This window comes from Exiguobacterium acetylicum, from assembly GCF_019890935.1.
Taxonomy (GTDB): domain Bacteria; phylum Bacillota; class Bacilli; order Exiguobacteriales; family Exiguobacteriaceae; genus Exiguobacterium_A; species Exiguobacterium_A abrahamii.
Window position 1 is genome coordinate 512,957 of record NZ_CP082333.1, and the last position, 19,330, is coordinate 532,286.

A 19,330-nucleotide genomic window follows, 5' to 3' on the forward strand; every position below is an offset into this window, starting at 1 on the left:
AGAGGGAACGCCATGAATGTTACACAAGCTCAACTCGAGGAGTTGATTGAAGAATGCCGTCCGTATACGGTGCTTGGACAAGTCGCCAGTTATATCCCAGAGCTTGCGAAGGTTGATCCGACACAGCTCGGAATCGCCGTCTGTAATGCCGACGGAACGTTCGTTTCGGCAGGTGATGCGGATACGATGTTTACACTACAGAGTGTATCGAAGATCATCACGCTCGCATTCGTCCTCGAGACATTCGGAGAAGATTATGTCTTTTCAAAAGTCGGGATGGAACCGACGGGCGATGCGTTCAATTCGATCGCAAAACTCGAAGAGACGATTCCAACAAAACCGCTTAATCCAATGATCAATGCAGGAGCACTAGCCGTGACGAGCATGTTACCGGGAACGGATGCTGCCGATAAATTACTTCAATTGCGTCAATTCATCGCAAAGCTATTGGATATTGAAGTAGAAATGGTAAAATATGACGCAGATGTTGCTGAATCGGAATTCGAAACGACGGATTTAAACCGCGCATTGTTGTACTTCATGCGATATCACGGTGTCATCGAAGGCAATGTCGAAGAAATCATCGACGTCTATACGAAACAATGTGCGATTTTGACGAACTGCAAAGGACTTGCCATGATGGGGAAAATTTTGAGTACATCTGGAAAAACACCATCAGGACGCCAAGTCATTTCACGTCGGAACGCACGAATCATTCGAGCGATCATGACGACGTGTGGCATGTACGATGCATCTGGAGAATTTTCTGTCCAAGTCGGGCTTCCAGGAAAAAGTGGTGTTTCCGGTGCAGTCGTTGCTTGCGGTCGAAGTGATTTCGATATGGCTGATCTCGGAATCGGTGTCTTTGGACCATCGCTTGACGCAAAAGGAAACTCGATTGCCGGAACAAAGATGCTGGAATTACTCGTTCAACGTCATCCATGAGCGATTTCAATCTGATCAAGCGCAGAACGTAGCTCGTCCTCTAACCGCTTGATCTGACGCAAACGCTCTTCTTGATAAGCAGATGGAACCTCGAAAGAGCGCCATCTTTCTAATCGCTGATACGTATCATTGATGTGTCCGAGTCGTGTCTGGGTTGTCTTTAGGCGATCAACAGCAGACTTCGGTTGATGCGTGTAGGGACGAAGATACTCGACCGTATAACGGTATGCTTTTGTAGCAAGCCGTAATTCATGCATCCGTTCGACACGCTTCGTTCCATCCTTTCGTTGCACTTTTTCAAATTGTTCACGTTTTTTTTCATAGCGTTTCTCGGCGGCCTGAATCAGCTCTTTTTCTGACATCCGCTTGAGGCGCTTTGTCATCGGACCGGCTAAAAAGCGACGAACGGATCGATCCAGTTCATTGGAGATCAAGAGATGCATCGTCTCGATTAAAGTCGAACGTTTCCCTTGAAGTTGCAGAGCGACATGGTTCGCGAATAACTGATCGATTTCTGTTTTGTTTGAGGTTGCTTCGAGTTGTACGTCGAGGTCACGGACCTCGCCGAAAGCATGCATCAGCCGCTTCCAAATCAAATAAACGGGTTCCTCCGTCAAATCGACCAATCGGGCGAAAGTGATCAGTTTCCGTAACCGAATCCGCGCTTGATGGACATCTTCCGGATTCTCAAACGTTTGAGCCTCTTTGGCATAATGATTGAAGGTCGACCATGTCTCAAGCAGTTCAAAAGTCAGCTTTTCAGTATCTCGATGGTTCATGAGATGAATCCCTCCTCGGATTATTTTCGTAAGAGTTCAAGAGTGCTAGGTTTTAAAATTAAGGAGGACTCCTCCTGAAATGTGGTGGAAACATGTCAGAAACAGTTACGTTCTCAGGAAAGATGAAGCAATTCATGAAAATTTTCTTTCCCATCCTCGTAACGCAAGTCGCGTTTTACTTAATTAGTTTTTTCGATACGGTCATGGCCGGTCGATATGGTTCTGCTGATTTAGCAGGCGTCGGGGTCGGAGCAAGTCTCTGGGCACCCGTCTACACAGGACTGACCGGTATTCTACTTGCCGTCGCACCGCTCGTTTCCCAAGCGATGGGAGCGAAACGCGAGCGGGAAGTCAAACGGATCGTCATACAGGCGTTGTACGTTGCTGTCGTGATCATTGGTTTGACTGTCGTCATCGGACTTATTGCTGTCAATCCGATTCTCGAACGGATGGAGTTATCGGCAGAAGCACGTGAAGTCGCACGGAATTATCTCGTGATGCTAGCGCTAGGAATCGTGCCGATGTTCGTTTTCTTTGTCTTACGAACACTTGTCGATTCGTTGGGGAAATCGAATATCACGATGGTCTTACTACTAATCTCTTTACCCATTAACGTCCTTTTCAATTATCTATTCATCTTTGGAAACTTCGGTTTTCCGGAACTTGGTGGAGTGGGCGCGGGAGTTGCGACTGCCATCACGTACTGGATTCTTTGTCTAGCGATTATCGCTGTCGTCTTTAAAGGAGAGTTATTTCAACGCCTTGGGATTCTGCGGCGCTTTTACCGTCCAGATATGAAGCGAATCAAGGAATTGATTCTACTCGGTGCTCCGATTGGTCTAGCGATTTTTTCTGAAGTCAGTATTTTCTCAGCGGTCACGTTGCTGCTCGGAGCGTACGGCGATGTCATCATCGGCGCCTATCAAGCGGCCATCAACTTCGCTTCGTTCGTCTATATGATCCCATTATCTGCTGCCTCCGCTTTAACGATCACAGTCGGTTTTGAGGTCGGTGCTAAACGAATCAAGGACGCTGTCCAGTACGTCGTCATTGGATTGACGATGTGTGTTGCCGTCTCCTTGTTCTCTGGGATCTTATTGTACTTAAAGAATGAAGAACTTGCCGCTTTGTATAGTCGTGATCCTCAAGTCATCGAAGCAGCCGCACACTTCATGATTTTAGCGATTTTCTTTCAACTGTCGGATGCCGTTGCTGCACCGACGCAAGGTGCATTACGTGGATTCAAGGATGTTAACGTCACCTTCTTGTTGACGATTGCTGCCTACTGGGTCATTGGACTACCATTAGGTTTTTATCTCGAACGCTATACGACGCTCGGACCAGATGGTTACTGGTGGGGATTGATCATCGGTCTTGCGGTCGGAGCAACGCTACTACTTGTTCGTCTTATGCATTTAATCCGTAAATCAAGGAGGCTGGCAGCTTGAAATTCTCAAAACAACGTATCATGACGATTGCGAAGATCATCTTGCCGATCGTCTTGATTGGATTCATTTTTTATCAAGGACAAAACGAATTGCGGAGTTTGTCGCTACAGGAGTCGATTCAAGCGATTCGTCAAGTCCCATCTTGGCAATTCATCCTGTTGATTCTCGCAGGTCTTGCGGCGGTCTCGACGATGTTCTTTTATGACCTCTTCTTATTACGTTCATTGGAGGCGAAAGCACCGATCGGACTGATTTTCCGAGCATCCTGGATTGCGAACTCCTTTAACGGCATCATCGGATTCGGCGGTCTCGCTGGGATGGCGATCCGCTCCGCTCTTTATCGACCATTTGTTGAAGGCGGTCGTTTGTTGAAGGCGATCGGCTGGATGGCACCGACGTTGATCAGTGGATTGTCCATCTTATCTGCCTTATCTCTTCTGCACGTTTTTCCAGCGTTCGAAGTGCTCGACTTAAAAAAATGGTTGTGGCCCGTCATCATTGGTGTCGCCTTCTTCTTTCCACTTTATTTGCTGTTCTCGTTTCGACGAGGCAATAGCAGCATCCATCCGAAATCGATTGCGTTATATTCACTCGTCTCACTCGCAGAATGGTTCAGTGCTGGCGTTGTCGTCTATCTGATCCTCGCGGCGCTTGGAACGGATGTTAGTTTCTCAAAAGTCATCGGTGTTTTCATTATCGCTGCGACAGCCGGTTTGATCTCGATGGTACCGGGTGGGTTTGGTTCGTTTGACTTAGTGTTTTTGATCGGCATGCAGCGCGCGGGTGTCGAGGAAGGCATCGTCTTGACCGGATTATTGATCTATCGTCTTGTCTACTACTTGATTCCGTTCCTGATCGGTGTCATTTTCTCAGCTCGGGAGTTCAGCGGTCCGGTCGTCAAGATGATCGAAGACAAACCGATCGTTGGTCCATCGATGGAGGTCGGGGGCGTCATTTGGCGCTTACAACTGCGATTCCTCAGTAAAATTCGTCATTTCACACTCGCGTTGATCACACTCGTTGCCGGAATCACGATCTGGGGACTGGCGATTTTACCACCTGTCTCGACGCAGTATGAATATTTGGAATCGAAATTACCACATGAAGCGCTGTTACTCGCGAATAGTTTCTTCTTGATGGGCGGCTTATTGTTCGTCCTCTTATCGACAGCACTGTATCGTCGAACAAAACGGTCGTTATATATGATGTACGGGGCATCTTTTTTCGCATTGATTGGAATGGCACTTCGTGGTTTTAACTTGATTTCCTTCCTTGCCGTCATCATCGTTCTCGTCTTGCTACTGATGTCGCGAAAAGCATTTCACCGAGAACGAACACTCATTACGACGACACGCTTCATCCGGGTTGCCTTCGCTGGTCTATTGTACATTGGAGGATTCGTCTTTTTTGGCTACGCCTTCTATACACTCGGATCAGCAGACGGAACAAAAGTATATCCGGCACATGAAATTTTCATGTTTGCAGCGAGTGCCTCTATCTTTGCGCTCGTGTATGTTCTCGTCTTCATCCGCTTATTCAACACATTCAACCAACCGGTTCTCGGTGAGCGATTCGATGCTGAAAAGATCGAATCGGTATTGCGTGAGCAGGGTGGGAATTATTTGAGCCATCTCGCGTTTCTAGGTGATAAACGTTTCTTCTTCTCCGAAACAGGACGTTCATTCATCCAGTTCAGTCAGACCGGTAATCGGATCATGGTCCTTGGCGACCCTAGTGGAGATCCGAAGGAGCATTCACAAGTCATCGCGTCTTTCTTACGTCGCGTCGAAGATCTTGGATATATTCCGAACATCTATCAAATTCAAGCGCAAAATATGTCTCTCTATCATGATTTTGGCTTCAACTTCTTCAAACTCGGGGAAGAAGCGATCGTTGATATCCCATCTTTCACTGTATCAGGGAAAAAACGAGCTGGACTTCGATCGATTAAAAATCGCTTTGAACGAGAGGGCATGACGTTCGAAGTAGTCGAGCCACCTATTTCAGGAACACTATTAGCAGAACTACAAGAGGTCTCCGACGAATGGTTAGGAGGGAAGTCCGAGAAAGGTTTCTCGCTCGGTTACTTCCATGAACCTTATTTAAACCGGGCACCGATCGGCATCATGCGTGAAGCGGAAGGACGATTGATCGGGTTTATGACATTCATGCCTGCTTACCAAGAAGGGGTCCTATCGATTGACTTGATGCGTTTTCGACCAGATGGACCGAATGGAATCATGGATGCGATGTTCATCCGACTATTCGAGTATGCGAAAGATGAAGGCTACCACACGTTCAACATGGGAATGGCTCCGCTTTCGTCTGTCGGAGAAGACGAGACGTCCTTCTGGCAAGAACGTGTGGCAGCGGATGTCTTCAATAATATTCGCTACATGTATAGTTTCACCGGTCTACGACGATACAAAGAAAAGTATGATCCAAAATGGGAAGGACGATATCTGGCTTACCGAAAGCGTCAATCGTTACCGATGGCAATCTTAAAAGCAACTCGTCTTATTTCTCGAAAGAAAGACCGGATTTTATTACCATGATCGACTGACGCATGAAGTCAGCAATCGACGGGTATACAAAGGGCGACCCTATATCTACGGATATGCGGGATCGTCCTTTTATAATTTCGTTTAAATGTACAAAGGTCTATACAACTAGAATTAATCGCGTTATACTAAATACGGAAGCAAGTCATGGACGGATAGAGAAAGGAAGATGCCAGATGACAGTGATCACCAATGCCCGGATTTACACGGGAGAGCAGACGATTGAAGACGGCTTCATTCGTTTTGACCGAATAATCGAGGCGATGGGACCCATGTCGGAATTCGAGGAAATCGCAGGAGAAGAGACGATCGATGCGCAGCATCAATCACTCATTCCAGGAATGATCGATGTGCATATCCATGGGGGATATGATGTCGATGTCATGGATGGAGATGCCGAGAGGTTGCGTCATTTCAGCCAGCAGATGTTACAAGAGGGTGTGACATCGTTTTTAGCGACGACGATTACTCAGGACTGGGGAAATATCACACGCGCGCTTGAGACGGTTCGAGAAGTCGTAGCACAAGACGATACGACGATCGTCGGTGTTCATCTTGAAGGACCATTCATCAATCCGGATTATGCGGGAGCACAGCCTCACGAACATATCGTCGAACCGGATGTCGAGCAGTTCTTGAAATGGCAAAAAGCAGCAGGGAACACGATTAAGCTCGTCACATACGCTCCGGAACGCCCGGGAGCACGAGCGTTCGAAGAGGCGGTGCGCTTGACGGGTGCGATTCCGTCAGCTGGACATACAGACGCGACGTATGCCCAAAACCAATCCGGTCACGTCACGCATGGTACCCACCTCTACAATCAAATGCGGGCACTTCATCACCGGGAGCCGGGAACGGTCGGATATTGCCTTCTGACACCAGACGTCTATGCGGAGATCATTCCGGATGGGATTCACAGTGCGCCAGAAATGGTAGACTTCGCCTACCGAATGAAAGGTGCAGATCGACTGATCGTCATTACGGATGCGATGCGTGCAAAAGGATTAGCAGACGGTGAATATGAGTTAGGTGGTCAGGCTGTATTCGTTCGAGACGGTGCGGCACGTCTTGAAAACGGTAGCTTAGCTGGAAGTGTCCTGACGATGGACGCTGCCTTACGAAATATCATCGCATATACAGGCTGTTCGCTCGAAGAAGCGGTCCGCATGACATCGGTCAATGCGGCAAAAGAACTTCAATTGACTCAAAAAGGAAGCCTCTCGGTCGGCAAGGATGCGGACATCGTCCTGCTCGACGAAGCGCTTCACATTCAAGAAACGATTCATCGTGGTACGCGACACCGGATCACGAACGGAAAGGAGTCTACCTCATGAAATGGATGATCGTAGAAAAAGGAGAAGAATTAGCACAGGTGGCCTATCAATTTTTAAAACAGGAAATTGAGCGTCACCCGGAAGGTTTGACGGTAGGACTGGCAACGGGAAGTTCACCGGTCGGCGTCTATGAAGAATGGCGGAAGGATTCGCTCGATTGTCGACATGTGACGACGGTCAATCTGGACGAATATGTCGGTCTCAGTCCAGAGCATCCACAAAGTTACCATACGTTCATGCAAGAGCATCTATTCAAAGATGTCGCGTTTAAGGAATCATTCGTTCCAATCGGGGACACAGAAGATCCCTTGCGCGAAAGTGAACGATATGAAGCGCTCGTCCGCAATCGAGGAATCGACATTCAATTGCTTGGAATCGGAGCGAATGGACACATCGCCTTCAATGAACCGGGTACACCATTTGACGCTAAGACACACGTAACGGAATTGACGGAGTCGACACGAGAAGCGAACCAACGTTTCTTTGATCGATTGGAAGAAGTACCGACGAAGGCGATCACGATGGGAATCGGTACGATCATGGAAGCAAAGAAAATCCTTCTCGTTGCTTCTAGTGAACGAAAGGCAGAAGCGGTTCGCGACATGATGGAAGGTGTCGCAACAACGGATTGTCCAGCAACTGTACTCAAGCGTCATGCTGATGTCATGGTGATCTTGGACGAAGAAGCGGCATCTTTATTGTCAGATGACGCTAAACGTACAGGACGAGCAGCATATCTGAATTTCATGAAAGTATGACGATAAAAAAGCGATGAATCAAAAGGGATAGAGACAATCATTGGATTGACTCTATTCCTTTTTTTGATTCTGTTGAGCCTAGTCTCAAGCGATTTGTTATTTAGATGGAAAGGCAGCAACAGGACATATACCAAGAGCATTCAATCTCATGACACAGCGTACTAAGGATTCATGATTTTTTCAGTGCAATGATTCCATACGATTTCTTTAATCGAAACGTAAATTGACATTTCATTAAATGTCCGGATAATGGAGATTAGCGAACTTTACGGAAAATTTACATGAAAATGAGGGTTTACATGATGGAAACGCGATCCGCACGAAAGAAACAGCCAAGTGCTGGCAAGATGTTCATGAAAGTCATCGCTGCACTCGTCCTGCTTGTCACAATCATCGGTTCTGGATATGCTGGAGCTGTTTTTATTAAAACGCAAGAAACATTGGCAAAGACGCAGATTAACATTCCCGGCTCGAAGGTGAGCTCTAAATATGATGATGTTCCATCTGAATCGTTCTTGATTCTTGGAACGGATGAAACGAAAAAAAGTAAAGAACGAAATGAACCGGCGCGATCAGATGTCATGATCGTCGGGATCTTAAATAAAAAAACGGAACAATTAGTGTTGACGAGTATTCCGCGTGATTCACTCGTGAACATCGATTATTCGAAATACGATGTACCTTATGGTAAGACAGGTGTTGAGCAAGATAAAATCACCCATGCTCATTACTTCGGTTCGATGGATAAATCGAATTCCTATAATGGGATTAAATTAGCGCGTGAAACGACAGAAAACCTACTCGGTATTCAAATCGATCACGTCGTTAAAGTTAACTTCCAAGGATTCGTTCAATTGATCGATGCATTGGACGGCGTAGACATCGATGTACGATATGCGTTCAAAGAGCAAGATTCAAAACGTAAAGCCGGTACTGTCACTGTTGATAAAGGAATGCAACATTTAACAGGAGAGCAAGCACTTGCTTACGTCCGGAACCGTCATGATGATCCGCTCGGTGATATCGGACGCGGTCAAAAACAGATGCAAGTCATTCAAGCGGTCGCTAAAGAAGCGGCAAGTTTCCGTTCCCTCAGTGCATACCGTGATATTTTGGATGCTGTCGGTGATAACGTCGAAACGAACTTAGGTCCGAACGATTATACACGTTTAGCAGATTTCACAGCAGCGTTACGTAATACGACGGAGTACCAACTCGCTGGAGAAGGCTACATCGGTATTAGCGGGAAATGGGAGTATCACCTCGATCCGAATCAATTGGAGCAAGTGAAAAGTAACTTAGCAAAAGCGATGCAAGGTCAAGAAGTCGAACCGATCAAGGAAGAGACAGACCCGGCACAAAGTACGACAGAAGAACCCGTGACAGAGACGGAAGCCGTCCCTGCACAGTAAGACACACTAAAAATCCCCTTGTATCATCGTCATTGTACGACGATACAAGGGGATTTTTAGCGTTGGCGTTCCATTTCGACGGTAAAGGTATAGCGGTCGCCACGATAGGCGGAGATGACGTATTCAAATGGTTGCTCTGTTGTCAGGTACGTCAGTTGCTCGACGGATAAGACAGGTGAAGCGGTCGATAGACCAAGGTGACCCGCTTCCTCCTTCGTCGCGAGACGTGATTCAAATGTCTGACTCGCACGTCCGAGGTTCAATCCGCTCGCTTCAGCGAATGCATAGAGCGATGCGGTCGCGACGTCTTGATCAAGTCCGGGTAGGAGTTGTTCCGGGATGTAGACGGTCTCAAGAGCAAGCGCTTGCTCATCAGCGATTCGTAAACGTTTCAATTCATACACGGATGCCCCTTCGCGAATCCGGAGCTTGTTTGCGATCGTCATCGACGCGTCGATGATTTGATAGGAGAGAAGCGCACTCGTCGGTTCTAGTCCAAGATGTTCCATCTCTTCCGAGAAACTCGTCAAGCCAGACAGTTGCATGACGATTTTTTTATTCGCGACGAATGTTCCTCGTCCTTTTTGACGAATCAAGTAACCGGCGTTGACCAAATTTGAAATGGCTTGGCGGACCGTCATTCGGCTAATTTGATGCGCTTCCGCAAATTCGCGCTCGGACGGAATCAGATCGCCAGGTTGAAGAACACCGCTTTCGATTTGTTGTTTTAAGGCAGCTTCGATTTGATAGTAGATGGGGAGTGGTGAATTTTTATTGATATGCTGAATCACGGCATTTCGTCCCTTCGCGATCGGTAGTCTTTCGTCTAGTGTACTAGGAAAAAGGCAAGCCGACAAACGATTCTGGATGAAATATGGCATAATACAGAGTGAAACTGACAGAGAAAGGTGGTCGAGGCATGCGCCCCGAACAAATAGAATCCGATGTCCGAACCTTTCAGACATCCATTCGCACGACAAAACAAGTAGATGGCTATTGGGTTGCTCTAGAGAAAAGTTACTTCTATCCGGAGAGCGGTGGACAGCCGGCGGACCGTGGAACATTGAACGACCAACCGGTCCTTGACGTTCAAATCGAGGACGGTGTCGTCTGGCACCAACTGGCGACGCCACTCACGGGTGACGTCACCGGTATCGTAGATGACGCAGTCCGGATCGATCATGCGGCGCAGCATACGGCACAACATGTCATCTCTGCAATCCTACAAGATGAATCAAATATCAAGACACTTAGTTTTCGGACGGGAAGTGAGGTCTCGACGCTTGATATCGAGACACCTGAATGGACAACTCTGCAACAAGAACAGCTGGATCGACGATTACGCCAGGTGATTGAACAAGGATTACCGATCACAGCGACCGAATATGACGAGGCGGAAGCGCTACGCTTACCATTACGAAAAACACCGCAAGTCGAAGGACGGATTCGTGTCGTTCAAATCGGCACACTCGACTACAGTGCTTGTGGTGGAACGCATCTCGATTCGACGGCACAGCTCGAGTTAATTCTTTTTACTGGAGTCGAACGAATTCGTGGGAACATTCGTCTTTCTTATGTCGCAAAAGAACGGGCACATCAACTTCTACAGGCAGAACGTCATGCCTTGCGGGAAGCAGCACAAGCTTTATCAGTTAAACCAGTTCAAATTCCAGAAGCAATTCAAGCGGTACAGGACGATCAGAAGCGCTTAACGAAACAGGTCGAACATGCCCAGGAACAACTCGCGACGTTCACACTCGCTCACGCTTTGGAACAACAAGAAGGGCTTCTTGTGTTTGAACATCTGGAGGAAGAGATCAAGGTTTCCGAACAACTCGCGAAAGCGATTCAAGAAGCGGGACGTATTGGTGTCGTCTGGAATGCGACGGTGAACAAGTTACTGATGAGCAGTCCAGGTGAACCGCATCTCGGGAAGTTTGCCAAAGCGCATGTCCAAGCATTCAATGGGCGTGGCGGTGGAAGTGCGATCCAGGCACAAGCACAATTTACGAATCGGGATGATGCGATGGCATATGTCGATCGATTACGGGAGGAATATCAGTTATGACAGTCATTCAAGTACGTACAGCAGAACAACATCAAGCCGTCCGGATGATCCGGGAGCGTGTCTTCGTCGAGGAACAAGGCGTGCCGCGTCATCTTGAATACGATACACATGATGAAACAGCGATTCATCTGCTTGTCCTCGATGAGCAGAGCCGGCCGGTCGCAACGGGACGCACCCGTCCATATGACGACCAACGGATGAAGGTGGAACGTGTCGCGACGCTAGCGACAGCACGAGGAAAAGGATACGGTGGCGAGTTGATGCAAGCGATGGAACGAGTCGCACGTCGCGAAGGGAAGCAATTGCTGACGCTCGGTGCACAAGTCCAGGCAATCCCGTTCTATCAAGGACTCGGGTATACGATCGTCTCCGATGAATTCGACGATGCGGGCATCCCGCACCGAACGATGGAGAAGAAAATGTAAGTCTTTTTGAAAGAAATCCTGCAAAAAGGGTTTCTTTTTTTTGTTTTCTATGTATATATATAATTCATAATGAATTTTTATACAGACAGATGAATTTAAAACCAGGAGGGAATTATACATGTCGAAACAAAAACTGATCTTAGCTTACTCTGGGGGACTTGATACATCGGTAGCCATCAAATGGTTGAGCAAGGACTATGACGTCATTGCCTTATGCATGGATGTCGGAGAAGGAAAAGATTTATCCGTCATTAAAGAAAAAGCACTCCTCGTCGGTGCAATCGAATCGATCGTCCTCGATGTAAAAGAAGAATTCGCACAAGACTTCGTCTTGCCGGCACTTCAATATGGCGCGCATTACGAAAATGCCTATCCGTTGATTTCAGCGCTTTCGCGTCCGTTGATCGCAGAAAAGCTCGTCGAAGTCGCGCATCAACATGGTGCAACGGCGGTCGCTCACGGATGTACCGGAAAAGGGAACGACCAAGTCCGGTTCGAAGTTTCGGTCGCAGCACTTGATCCATCACTCGAAGTCATCGCACCGGTTCGGGAATGGAAATGGTCACGGGAAGAAGAAATCGCCTATGCGAAAGAAAACAACGTGCCGATCCCGATCAACCTCGACAGCCCATACTCAATCGACATGAACCTCTGGGGACGGAGTAACGAGTGTGGCGTCCTAGAAAACCCTTGGACAGAGCCACCACAAGACGCTTACGCGTTAACAGTAGCGCCAGAAGACGCACCGGATCAGGCAGAAGAAGTCATCATTGGCTTTGAAGCAGGTGTTCCGGTCTCGATCAACGGAACGACGTATCCACTGGCGAAACTGATCACGGAACTGAACATCATCGCTGGTGCACATGGGGTCGGACGGATCGACCACGTCGAGAACCGTCTCGTCGGTATCAAATCGCGGGAAGTCTATGAGTGCCCAGGCGCAACGGTGTTACTCAAAGCGCACGCTGCACTCGAGACGATTACATTGACGAAGGACGTCGCACATTTCAAACCACTTCTCAGCAAACAATACGCAGAAACGATCTATAACGGTCTCTTCCATGCACCATTGACGAAAGGCTTAAAAGCATTCTTGACGGCGACACAACAGGACGTCACAGGAGAAGTTCGCGTTAAACTGTTCAAAGGAAACGCAACCGTGACAGGTCGTCAGTCCGCTGTCTCGCTCTATGATGAGAAACTTGCGACGTACACGAAAGAAGACGCGTTCGATCATGAAGCAGCAAAAGGCTTCATCAAATTACACGGACTTGCCGTTTCGACGCATGCGAGCGTACATCGTCAGGCGGGTGTCACGAAATGACCAAACTCTGGGGTGGACGTTTTACGGAAAGTGCTTCCGCTCAAGCGGAAGCCTTCGGAGCATCGATCACGTTCGATCAAAAATTAGCGAGCGTCGATTTAAAAGGGAGTCTCGCACACGCGCAGATGCTATTTGAACAAGGAATACTCGCTCAAGACGAGTGGACACAAATCGAGCAAGGACTGAAGCAACTGGAAACGACGTTAGCAGACCATTCATACACGTTAGCGGATGAGGACATTCATATGAACCTCGAGCGTTTGTTGACAGAACAGATCGGTCCAGTCGCAGGGAAACTGCATACGGCACGGAGCCGAAACGATCAAGTCGCAACGGATTTACATCTATGGATGGAGCAGCATGTCGAAGCGTTGACGACAGCATTACGCGAGCTTCAATCGGTCATCACGGAACAAGCTGAGCAACATATCGAGACAGTCATGCCAGGTTATACGCATTTGCAACGGGCACAACCGATCTCGCTTGCGCATCACTTGCTCGCTTATTTCTGGATGTTCGAACGTGATGTCGAACGGTTGACGGATAATCAAAAGCGGATCCGGAAATCACCGCTCGGGGCAGGCGCGCTCGCGGGGACGACATTCCCAATCGATCGTTTCCGTTCTGCCGAGTTGCTCGGTTTTGAGTCAATCTATCCGAACAGTCTCGACGCTGTCTCCGACCGCGATTTCGTCATCGAATACCTCGGGATCGCCTCGACCGTCATGATGCATCTCTCGCGTTTTTGTGAAGAAATCATCATCTGGGCATCGCAAGAATTTGGCTTCATCGAGTTGTCTGATGCTTTCTCGACAGGGTCGAGCATGATGCCACAGAAGAAAAATCCTGATTTCGCTGAATTGATTCGTGGGAAAACGGGGCGCGTCTACGGCAATCTGATGGGCTTCTTGACGACGATGAAGGCATTACCACTCGCTTACAACAAAGACATGCAAGAGGATAAGGAAGGGGTCTTCGATACGGCAGATACCGTTCTCCAATCCGTTCAAATCTTCACCGGAATGATTGAATCTGCGACGTTTAAGACCGAAGCGCTCAAGAAGGCGACAATGCAAGACTTCTCGAATGCAACGGAACTCGCTGACTACCTTGTGACGAAAGGCATACCGTTCCGTGAAGCGCATGAAATCGTCGGCAAAGCCGTCCTTTACTGTGTGCAAAACGGTTGTTTCCTGAAGGATTTGAACCTCGAGACGTATCAAACGTTCCATCCTGATATCACAGAAGACGTCTATCCGCTCCTCGATCCGGTTCAAGCAGTAGCACGCCGGACTAGCTACGGCGGGACAGGGTTTGCTGCCGTGTCGGAGCAACTCGAACTCGCGAAACAGCATCTTGCGAATTGACGGATTTTGAAAAAAATCAGTCAAATGACTGGATTTAACAAAAGATGTCTGCTATAACTGTAACTAACAACCGACAGATAGAGGCGCGGATGACATGAGTAGCATCATTCTTGAAGGCAAGCATGCCGAATGATGTGAAAGGGGAAGTCCGCCGAAGTGAACGAGAAGATGCTTCTTCTCATTTGCTGGTACAACGGTTAAGATCCGTTGTACTGCCGAAACCGATGTTTCGGAGCGCTATCTTACGTAAAAGAACGAATGACTTTGTCTTCGTTTGTCCGATCGTGATAACGACGGGCCGTAGGAACGCTCCTACCGGCCCGTCGTTTTTTTCTGTATCGGGACAAAGGAGATAGGATTGTGACAACTGTACTTAAATTTGGTGGAAGCTCGGTTGCGACTGTCGAACAGATTCAGTCTATTGCGAATTATTTGAAGAGTCGCGCAGCCGAAGGTGAAAAACTTGTCGTCGTCGTTTCAGCGATGGGCAAGATGACAGATTCTTTGATTGCTCAGGCGCAAGCCATCACGGATCGCCCCGAGCGCCGAGAACTCGATCGTCTGCTTGCCATCGGAGAAGAACAGACGATTTCATTACTCAGCATTGCCCTCAACTCACTCGGCGTCAAAGCGTTATCGCAAACAGGCGCTCAAGCGGGAATCAGTACGATGGGATTGCATACGAAAAGTAAGATCAAACAGATTGATGGAAATCTATTACGACAAAAACTCGAAACGTACGATGTCGTCATCGTCGCTGGATTCCAAGGTGTCAACGAACTCGGTGATGTCACGACGCTCGGACGTGGTGGATCGGATACAACGGCTGTTGCCCTTGCGGCAGTCCTTGATAAACGGTGTGAAATCTACACGGATGTCGACGGTGTCTATACGGCTGATCCACGAATCCATGCTGCTGCTCAACCGATTCCGCACATCTCATATGATGAGATGATGGAGATGAGCGCCCTCGGGTCGAAGGTCATGGAAATGCGGAGTGTCGAACTAGGAAAAAAATACGGCGTACACATCTTCGTCGGGAAAACACTTGAATCGAAAAGGGGAACATGGATCATGGAAGCGACGGAAACAATGGAACAAAAAGCGGTCACGAGTGTCAGTGTGACGAAGAACGTCTTGACGGTATCAATCAAACACGTACCGCAAACGAACGCAGCAGTAGCCGATATCTTCGAACTGTTATCCAATCGCCACGTCAACATCGACATGATCAGTCAAACGACGTTCGACAGTGACATCTTCTTATCGTTCTCATGTCCACTCGATGAGGAAGAGTTCCTCGATGAAGCATTGAAAGACATCATGGATCGCTTCACGACAGTCAAGGTCGACCGCCACAATCAGCACGCGAAGTTATCTGTCGTCGGCATCGGGATGCGGGATGCAACAGGTGTCGCTTCGAAATTGTTCGCAATCTTCCGAGCGGAGAACATCCCGTTCTATCAAGTCACGACATCAGAAATCAGCATCTCGTACACGATTGCACAAGCAGACATTGAACGGACGGTTGCAGCGATTGCAAACGCGTTCGAGTTATAAGGAGGAAAACAGCATGTATCATGTAGCCGTCATCGGAGCAACCGGCGCCGTCGGTCAAAAAATGTTACAAGTACTCGCAGAACTGGACTTCCCGGTCAGCCGCCTGTCCGCTTACGCTTCTGCTCGTTCAGCAGGGAACACGGTACAGTTCAAGGGAGAAGATATTACGATCCAAGCGCTGACGCCAAACATCACGGAAGACGGGATCGATGTCGCGTTGTTCGCAGCAGGCGGAACGATCAGTGAGCAATATGCCCCGTTACTAGCCGAAAACGGAACACTCGTCGTTGATAATTCAAGTGCTTTCCGAATGCAGGAGACGATTCCACTCGTCGTGCCAGAAGTCAATCCACAAGCGATTCAGGCGACAGACCGCTTGATCGCAAATCCGAACTGTTCGACGATTCAATCCGTCGTCGCCTTAGCACCGCTCCAGTCACTGGGATTCGAACGGATCAACTATACAACGTATCAGGCCGTATCGGGTTCAGGTCAAAAAGGAATCGAGGATTTGGCACGCGGGGCACGCGGAGAAGAGCCCGTCAATTATCCGCATCCGATTCACGATAACATCTTGCCGCATATCGATGTGTTCCTTGAGAACGGCTATACGAAAGAAGAGCAGAAGATGATTGATGAAACACGGAAAATCTTCAATCTTCCAGCATTACCAGTCAGTGCGACATGTGTCCGGGTTCCAGTCACGAATTCTCACTCGGTTGCGATCAACGTCACGTTTACACAACCGACGACGGTTGCAGCGATCCGTGAAGCACTTGAAAACGCACCGGGCGTCGTCCTCGTCGATGATGTCGCGAATACGCGCTATCCGATGCCACTTGACGCGAGTGGGACGGACGATGTCTATGTCGGACGAATTCGACAAGATGATAGTCTCGCGAATACGTTCCATCTTTGGTGTGTAGCCGACAATATTCGAAAAGGTGCCGCGTCAAACGCCGTACAAGTCGCACGCCAAGCAATCGAACAGTCGATTCATTCATAAAAAAGGAGGAGTTCTTCATGTTCAAAGGAGCAGGTACAGCGCTCGTCACACCATTTAATGAAGCAGGCGAGTTGGATCTACACGTATTCGAACGCTTAATCGAGCAACAACTCGCAGCAGGAATTCAGGCACTTGTCGTTGGAGGAACGACAGGAGAAGGTTCGACACTGACAAACACGGAATTCGAACAACTCCTGACGACTGCCGTTCAAGTCACGGCAGGGCGAGTGCCCGTCATTGCTGGAACAGGTTCGAACAATACGGCAGCGACGATCGAGAAAACATTACTCGCAGAACGCCTCGGTGCGGACGCAGCGATGCTCGTCACACCGTATTACAATAAAACATCGCAAGCCGGTCTCGTCGCACACTTCACGGCGGTCGCTGATGCAACAGAATTACCAATCATGCTGTACAACGTTCCGTCGCGGACAGGCGTTGCGATCGCAGTCGAAACCGCAGTGACGTTAGCACGTCATCCACGCATCCAAGCGTTTAAGGAAGCGAGTGGAGACGTCAGCTTCATGGGCGAACTGATGGCAGCGATTCCGGAAGACTTCGCGGTCTTCTGTGGAAATGATGATCAAATCCTGCCGTACATGGCATGGGGGGCACAAGGCGTCATCTCAGTTCTTTCGAACCCGTACCCGGCAGAGACACAAGCACTTGCTGAGGCGTTACTAGCGCAAGATCTCGTCACGGCGCGCCGGATTCAGGCAGACTTGTTACCGGTCATCGGTGCCTTGTTCAGTGATGTCAATCCGATTCCAGTCAAAGCATCGCTTGAAGAACTTGGCTTTGCTGTCGGTGCGCCACGCTTGCCGCTCGTCCGTCAATCGGAAGCAGGACATGCCCACTTACTCGAAACGATGCGGGCTTACAAAGGAGTGGTTCGATGAAACTCGCGTTACACGGTTATGGGGCGACAGGACAATACGTCGTCGAACTCGCACCACAAAGTGTCGTGGCGATCGTTGACCGGACGAAGTCATCCGATACGATCGCTTCATATGCCGAGCTAACAGAGATGTCAGAAACGGTCGATGCGATCATCGACTTCTCGCATCCGAGTTTGCTACCGGATCTGCTCGCATACGGGCTAGCGACAAAAACACCACTCGTCATCGCGACGACTGGTTTTTCAGAGGCGGAACTGGCATCGATCGAGGACGCTGCGAAAGAAATTCCGATCTTCCAGTCGTACAATATGTCGTACGGCATCGCGATGGTGCAGCAACTGCTGAAGACACTCGTACCACTAGCAGGAGCGTATGACATCGAATTGCTTGAGAAACATCACAACCAAAAAGTCGATGCGCCAAGCGGAACGGCGGAGTTGTTATTGCAAACGATTCAGACGGCACGTGACGTCACACCGGTATATGATCGTTCACAGACGCGGCAAAAGCGCGAGACGAACGAGATCGGGATGCACGCGATGCGCGGTGGAACGATCTTCGGAGAACACGAAGTCTTATTCGCAGGTGTCGACGAATTGATTGAAATCAAACATACGGCGTTATCGAAAAAAGTATTTGCTTCTGGTGCGATCAAAGCAGCTGAAGCACTCATTCAAAAAACAGCGGGACTCTATACATTAGAGACGCTCTACACACAGGAGGATTCACATGTTACTCACTGATGCTTACGAAATTGCTAAATTCATTAAAGATGCTAAAAAACAAACACCAGTAAAACTGTACGTCAACGGCGATTTGGCGGGCTTGACGATTGAAGGCGCTACAGCGTTCGGATCAGATGAATCAAAGATTTTCTTCGCGGATGCAGGACTTGCGGCTACTTTCTTAGAAAAGTATTCAGATCGCATCACGGATGTTCACGTGGAGTATGACCGTCGCAACAGTGCGGTACCAATGCTTGATACACGTCACTTGAATGCGCGCATCGAGCCAGGTTCATGGATTCGTGATCATGTCGTCATCGGTGACAACGCAGTCGTCATGATGGGTGCGATCATCAATATCGGTGCATCAATCGGAGATGGTACAATGATTGATATGAATGCTGTCGTCGGTGCACGTGGGACGATCGGGAAAAACGTTCATGTCGGCGCAGGTGCCGTGGTCGCGGGTGTCCTCGAACCACCTTCAAAAACACCTGTCATCATTGAAGACGGTGTCTTGATTGGTGCAAATGCAGTCATTCTTGAAGGCGTCAAAGTCGGCAAAGATGCCGTCGTCGCTGCTGGTAGTGTCGTCACAGAAGACGTACCTGCTGGAAGCGTCGTTGCTGGAACACCTGCACGTGTCATCAAACAGAAAGATGCGAAAACAGAAGAGAAGACGCAATTGGTGGATGATTTACGTTCACTCTGATTGACGT

At 48.7% G+C, this 19,330-nt stretch carries 17 protein-coding genes and 1 riboswitch; of the genes, 15 read left to right on the plus strand and 2 right to left on the minus strand.

All coding sequences use genetic code 11. From position 1 onward, the window contains the following. The first annotated feature begins 12 nt into the window (after window positions 1-12). Window positions 13-945: a glutaminase A gene (glsA, locus tag K7G97_RS02695; protein WP_023467099.1), complete on the plus strand. Its 933-nt coding sequence runs from the start codon at window positions 13-15 to the stop codon at window positions 943-945. Here glsA and K7G97_RS02700 read toward each other — a convergent pair. Continuing rightward, window positions 936-1,724 (minus strand): CHAD domain-containing protein, encoded by a 789-nt coding sequence (locus tag K7G97_RS02700; RefSeq protein WP_023467100.1) that lies wholly within the window; start codon window positions 1,722-1,724, stop codon window positions 936-938. The two genes, glsA and K7G97_RS02700, sit on opposite strands and share 10 nt — an antisense overlap. 92 nt (window positions 1,725-1,816) lie before the next feature. Here K7G97_RS02700 and K7G97_RS02705 point away from each other — a divergent pair, with 92 nt between their 5' ends. The 5 genes from K7G97_RS02705 (at window position 1,817) to K7G97_RS02725 (ending at window position 9,237) form a co-directional block, all read left to right on the plus strand. Beyond that, a complete protein-coding gene (locus K7G97_RS02705; protein WP_223041317.1) occupies window positions 1,817-3,172 on the plus strand; it encodes an MATE family efflux transporter in 1,356 nt (451 codons plus the stop codon). After that, window positions 3,169-5,727, plus strand: coding sequence for a bifunctional lysylphosphatidylglycerol flippase/synthetase MprF (mprF, locus tag K7G97_RS02710; RefSeq protein WP_223041318.1), 2,559 nt, complete (start codon window positions 3,169-3,171; stop codon window positions 5,725-5,727). The genes K7G97_RS02705 and mprF overlap by 4 nt, the downstream gene beginning before the upstream one ends. Window positions 5,728-5,909: 182 nt before the next feature. Further along, the gene (gene nagA, locus K7G97_RS02715; RefSeq protein WP_223041319.1) at window positions 5,910-7,067 is read left to right on the plus strand and encodes an N-acetylglucosamine-6-phosphate deacetylase; all 1,158 of its coding nucleotides are present in this window, start codon (window positions 5,910-5,912) and stop codon (window positions 7,065-7,067) included. Continuing rightward, a complete protein-coding gene (gene nagB / locus K7G97_RS02720) occupies window positions 7,064-7,825 on the plus strand; it encodes a glucosamine-6-phosphate deaminase (RefSeq protein ID WP_223041320.1) in 762 nt (253 codons plus the stop codon). The genes nagA and nagB overlap by 4 nt, the downstream gene beginning before the upstream one ends. 299 nt (window positions 7,826-8,124) lie before the next feature. Then, entirely contained in the window at window positions 8,125-9,237 is a 1,113-nt protein-coding gene (locus tag K7G97_RS02725; protein ID WP_262415785.1) for an LCP family protein, read from the plus strand. A gap of 56 nt (window positions 9,238-9,293) precedes the next feature. Here K7G97_RS02725 and phnF read toward each other — a convergent pair whose 3' ends face one another. Continuing rightward, window positions 9,294-10,028 carry a phosphonate metabolism transcriptional regulator PhnF gene (phnF, locus tag K7G97_RS02730; protein WP_029340766.1) on the minus strand — a complete coding sequence of 245 codons (735 nt, stop codon included), beginning with the start codon at window positions 10,026-10,028 and terminating at the stop codon, window positions 9,294-9,296. A 128-nt stretch (window positions 10,029-10,156) separates the two neighbouring features. Here phnF and K7G97_RS02735 point away from each other — a divergent pair, with 128 nt between their 5' ends. The 9 genes from K7G97_RS02735 (at window position 10,157) to dapD (ending at window position 19,323) form a co-directional block, all read left to right on the plus strand. Beyond that, window positions 10,157-11,305 carry an alanyl-tRNA editing protein gene (locus tag K7G97_RS02735; RefSeq protein WP_223041321.1) on the plus strand — a complete coding sequence of 383 codons (1,149 nt, stop codon included), beginning with the start codon at window positions 10,157-10,159 and terminating at the stop codon, window positions 11,303-11,305. After that, on the plus strand, window positions 11,302-11,730 hold the full coding sequence (locus K7G97_RS02740; RefSeq protein ID WP_023467111.1) for a GNAT family N-acetyltransferase: 429 nt from the start codon (window positions 11,302-11,304) through the stop codon (window positions 11,728-11,730). Before K7G97_RS02735 ends, K7G97_RS02740 begins: the two co-directional genes overlap by 4 nt. Before the next feature lie 118 nt (window positions 11,731-11,848). Beyond that, window positions 11,849-13,054 carry an argininosuccinate synthase gene (locus K7G97_RS02745; RefSeq protein ID WP_050678063.1) on the plus strand — a complete coding sequence of 402 codons (1,206 nt, stop codon included), beginning with the start codon at window positions 11,849-11,851 and terminating at the stop codon, window positions 13,052-13,054. Then, window positions 13,051-14,421: an argininosuccinate lyase gene (argH, locus tag K7G97_RS02750; protein ID WP_058704096.1), complete on the plus strand. Its 1,371-nt coding sequence runs from the start codon at window positions 13,051-13,053 to the stop codon at window positions 14,419-14,421. Before K7G97_RS02745 ends, argH begins: the two co-directional genes overlap by 4 nt. 70 nt (window positions 14,422-14,491) lie before the next feature. Continuing rightward, window positions 14,492-14,669, plus strand: a riboswitch (Lysine riboswitch). Between the two features lie 112 nt (window positions 14,670-14,781). After that, window positions 14,782-15,981: an aspartate kinase gene (locus tag K7G97_RS02755; RefSeq protein ID WP_023467116.1), complete on the plus strand. Its 1,200-nt coding sequence runs from the start codon at window positions 14,782-14,784 to the stop codon at window positions 15,979-15,981. A gap of 13 nt (window positions 15,982-15,994) precedes the next feature. Next, entirely contained in the window at window positions 15,995-16,987 is a 993-nt protein-coding gene (locus K7G97_RS02760; protein WP_149426808.1) for an aspartate-semialdehyde dehydrogenase, read from the plus strand. A 17-nt stretch (window positions 16,988-17,004) separates the two neighbouring features. Further along, window positions 17,005-17,886: a 4-hydroxy-tetrahydrodipicolinate synthase gene (gene dapA, locus K7G97_RS02765; RefSeq protein WP_223041322.1), complete on the plus strand. Its 882-nt coding sequence runs from the start codon at window positions 17,005-17,007 to the stop codon at window positions 17,884-17,886. Continuing rightward, window positions 17,883-18,629 (plus strand): 4-hydroxy-tetrahydrodipicolinate reductase, encoded by a 747-nt coding sequence (dapB, locus tag K7G97_RS02770; protein WP_223041323.1) that lies wholly within the window; start codon window positions 17,883-17,885, stop codon window positions 18,627-18,629. The genes dapA and dapB overlap by 4 nt, the downstream gene beginning before the upstream one ends. Further along, entirely contained in the window at window positions 18,616-19,323 is a 708-nt protein-coding gene (gene dapD, locus K7G97_RS02775; protein WP_029340774.1) for a 2,3,4,5-tetrahydropyridine-2,6-dicarboxylate N-acetyltransferase, read from the plus strand. The genes dapB and dapD overlap by 14 nt, the downstream gene beginning before the upstream one ends. Window positions 19,324-19,330 lie beyond the last annotated feature (7 nt).

Excerpts from the sequence above, each read along its gene's own strand:
- glsA (WP_023467099.1), top strand. The coding sequence starts at position 13 with ATGAATGTTACACAAGCTCAACTCGAGGAGTTGATTGAAGAATGCCGT.
- K7G97_RS02700 (WP_023467100.1), bottom strand. The coding sequence starts at position 1,724 with ATGAACCATCGAGATACTGAAAAGCTGACTTTTGAACTGCTTGAGACA.
- K7G97_RS02705 (WP_223041317.1), top strand. The coding sequence starts at position 1,817 with ATGTCAGAAACAGTTACGTTCTCAGGAAAGATGAAGCAATTCATGAAA.
- nagA (WP_223041319.1), top strand. The coding sequence starts at position 5,910 with ATGACAGTGATCACCAATGCCCGGATTTACACGGGAGAGCAGACGATT.
- nagB (WP_223041320.1), top strand. The coding sequence starts at position 7,064 with ATGAAATGGATGATCGTAGAAAAAGGAGAAGAATTAGCACAGGTGGCC.
- K7G97_RS02725 (WP_262415785.1), top strand. The coding sequence starts at position 8,125 with ATGATGGAAACGCGATCCGCACGAAAGAAACAGCCAAGTGCTGGCAAG.
- K7G97_RS02735 (WP_223041321.1), top strand. The coding sequence starts at position 10,157 with ATGCGCCCCGAACAAATAGAATCCGATGTCCGAACCTTTCAGACATCC.
- K7G97_RS02740 (WP_023467111.1), top strand. The coding sequence starts at position 11,302 with ATGACAGTCATTCAAGTACGTACAGCAGAACAACATCAAGCCGTCCGG.
- K7G97_RS02745 (WP_050678063.1), top strand. The coding sequence starts at position 11,849 with ATGTCGAAACAAAAACTGATCTTAGCTTACTCTGGGGGACTTGATACA.
- argH (WP_058704096.1), top strand. The coding sequence starts at position 13,051 with ATGACCAAACTCTGGGGTGGACGTTTTACGGAAAGTGCTTCCGCTCAA.
- K7G97_RS02760 (WP_149426808.1), top strand. The coding sequence starts at position 15,995 with ATGTATCATGTAGCCGTCATCGGAGCAACCGGCGCCGTCGGTCAAAAA.
- dapA (WP_223041322.1), top strand. The coding sequence starts at position 17,005 with ATGTTCAAAGGAGCAGGTACAGCGCTCGTCACACCATTTAATGAAGCA.
- dapB (WP_223041323.1), top strand. The coding sequence starts at position 17,883 with ATGAAACTCGCGTTACACGGTTATGGGGCGACAGGACAATACGTCGTC.
- dapD (WP_029340774.1), top strand. The coding sequence starts at position 18,616 with ATGTTACTCACTGATGCTTACGAAATTGCTAAATTCATTAAAGATGCT.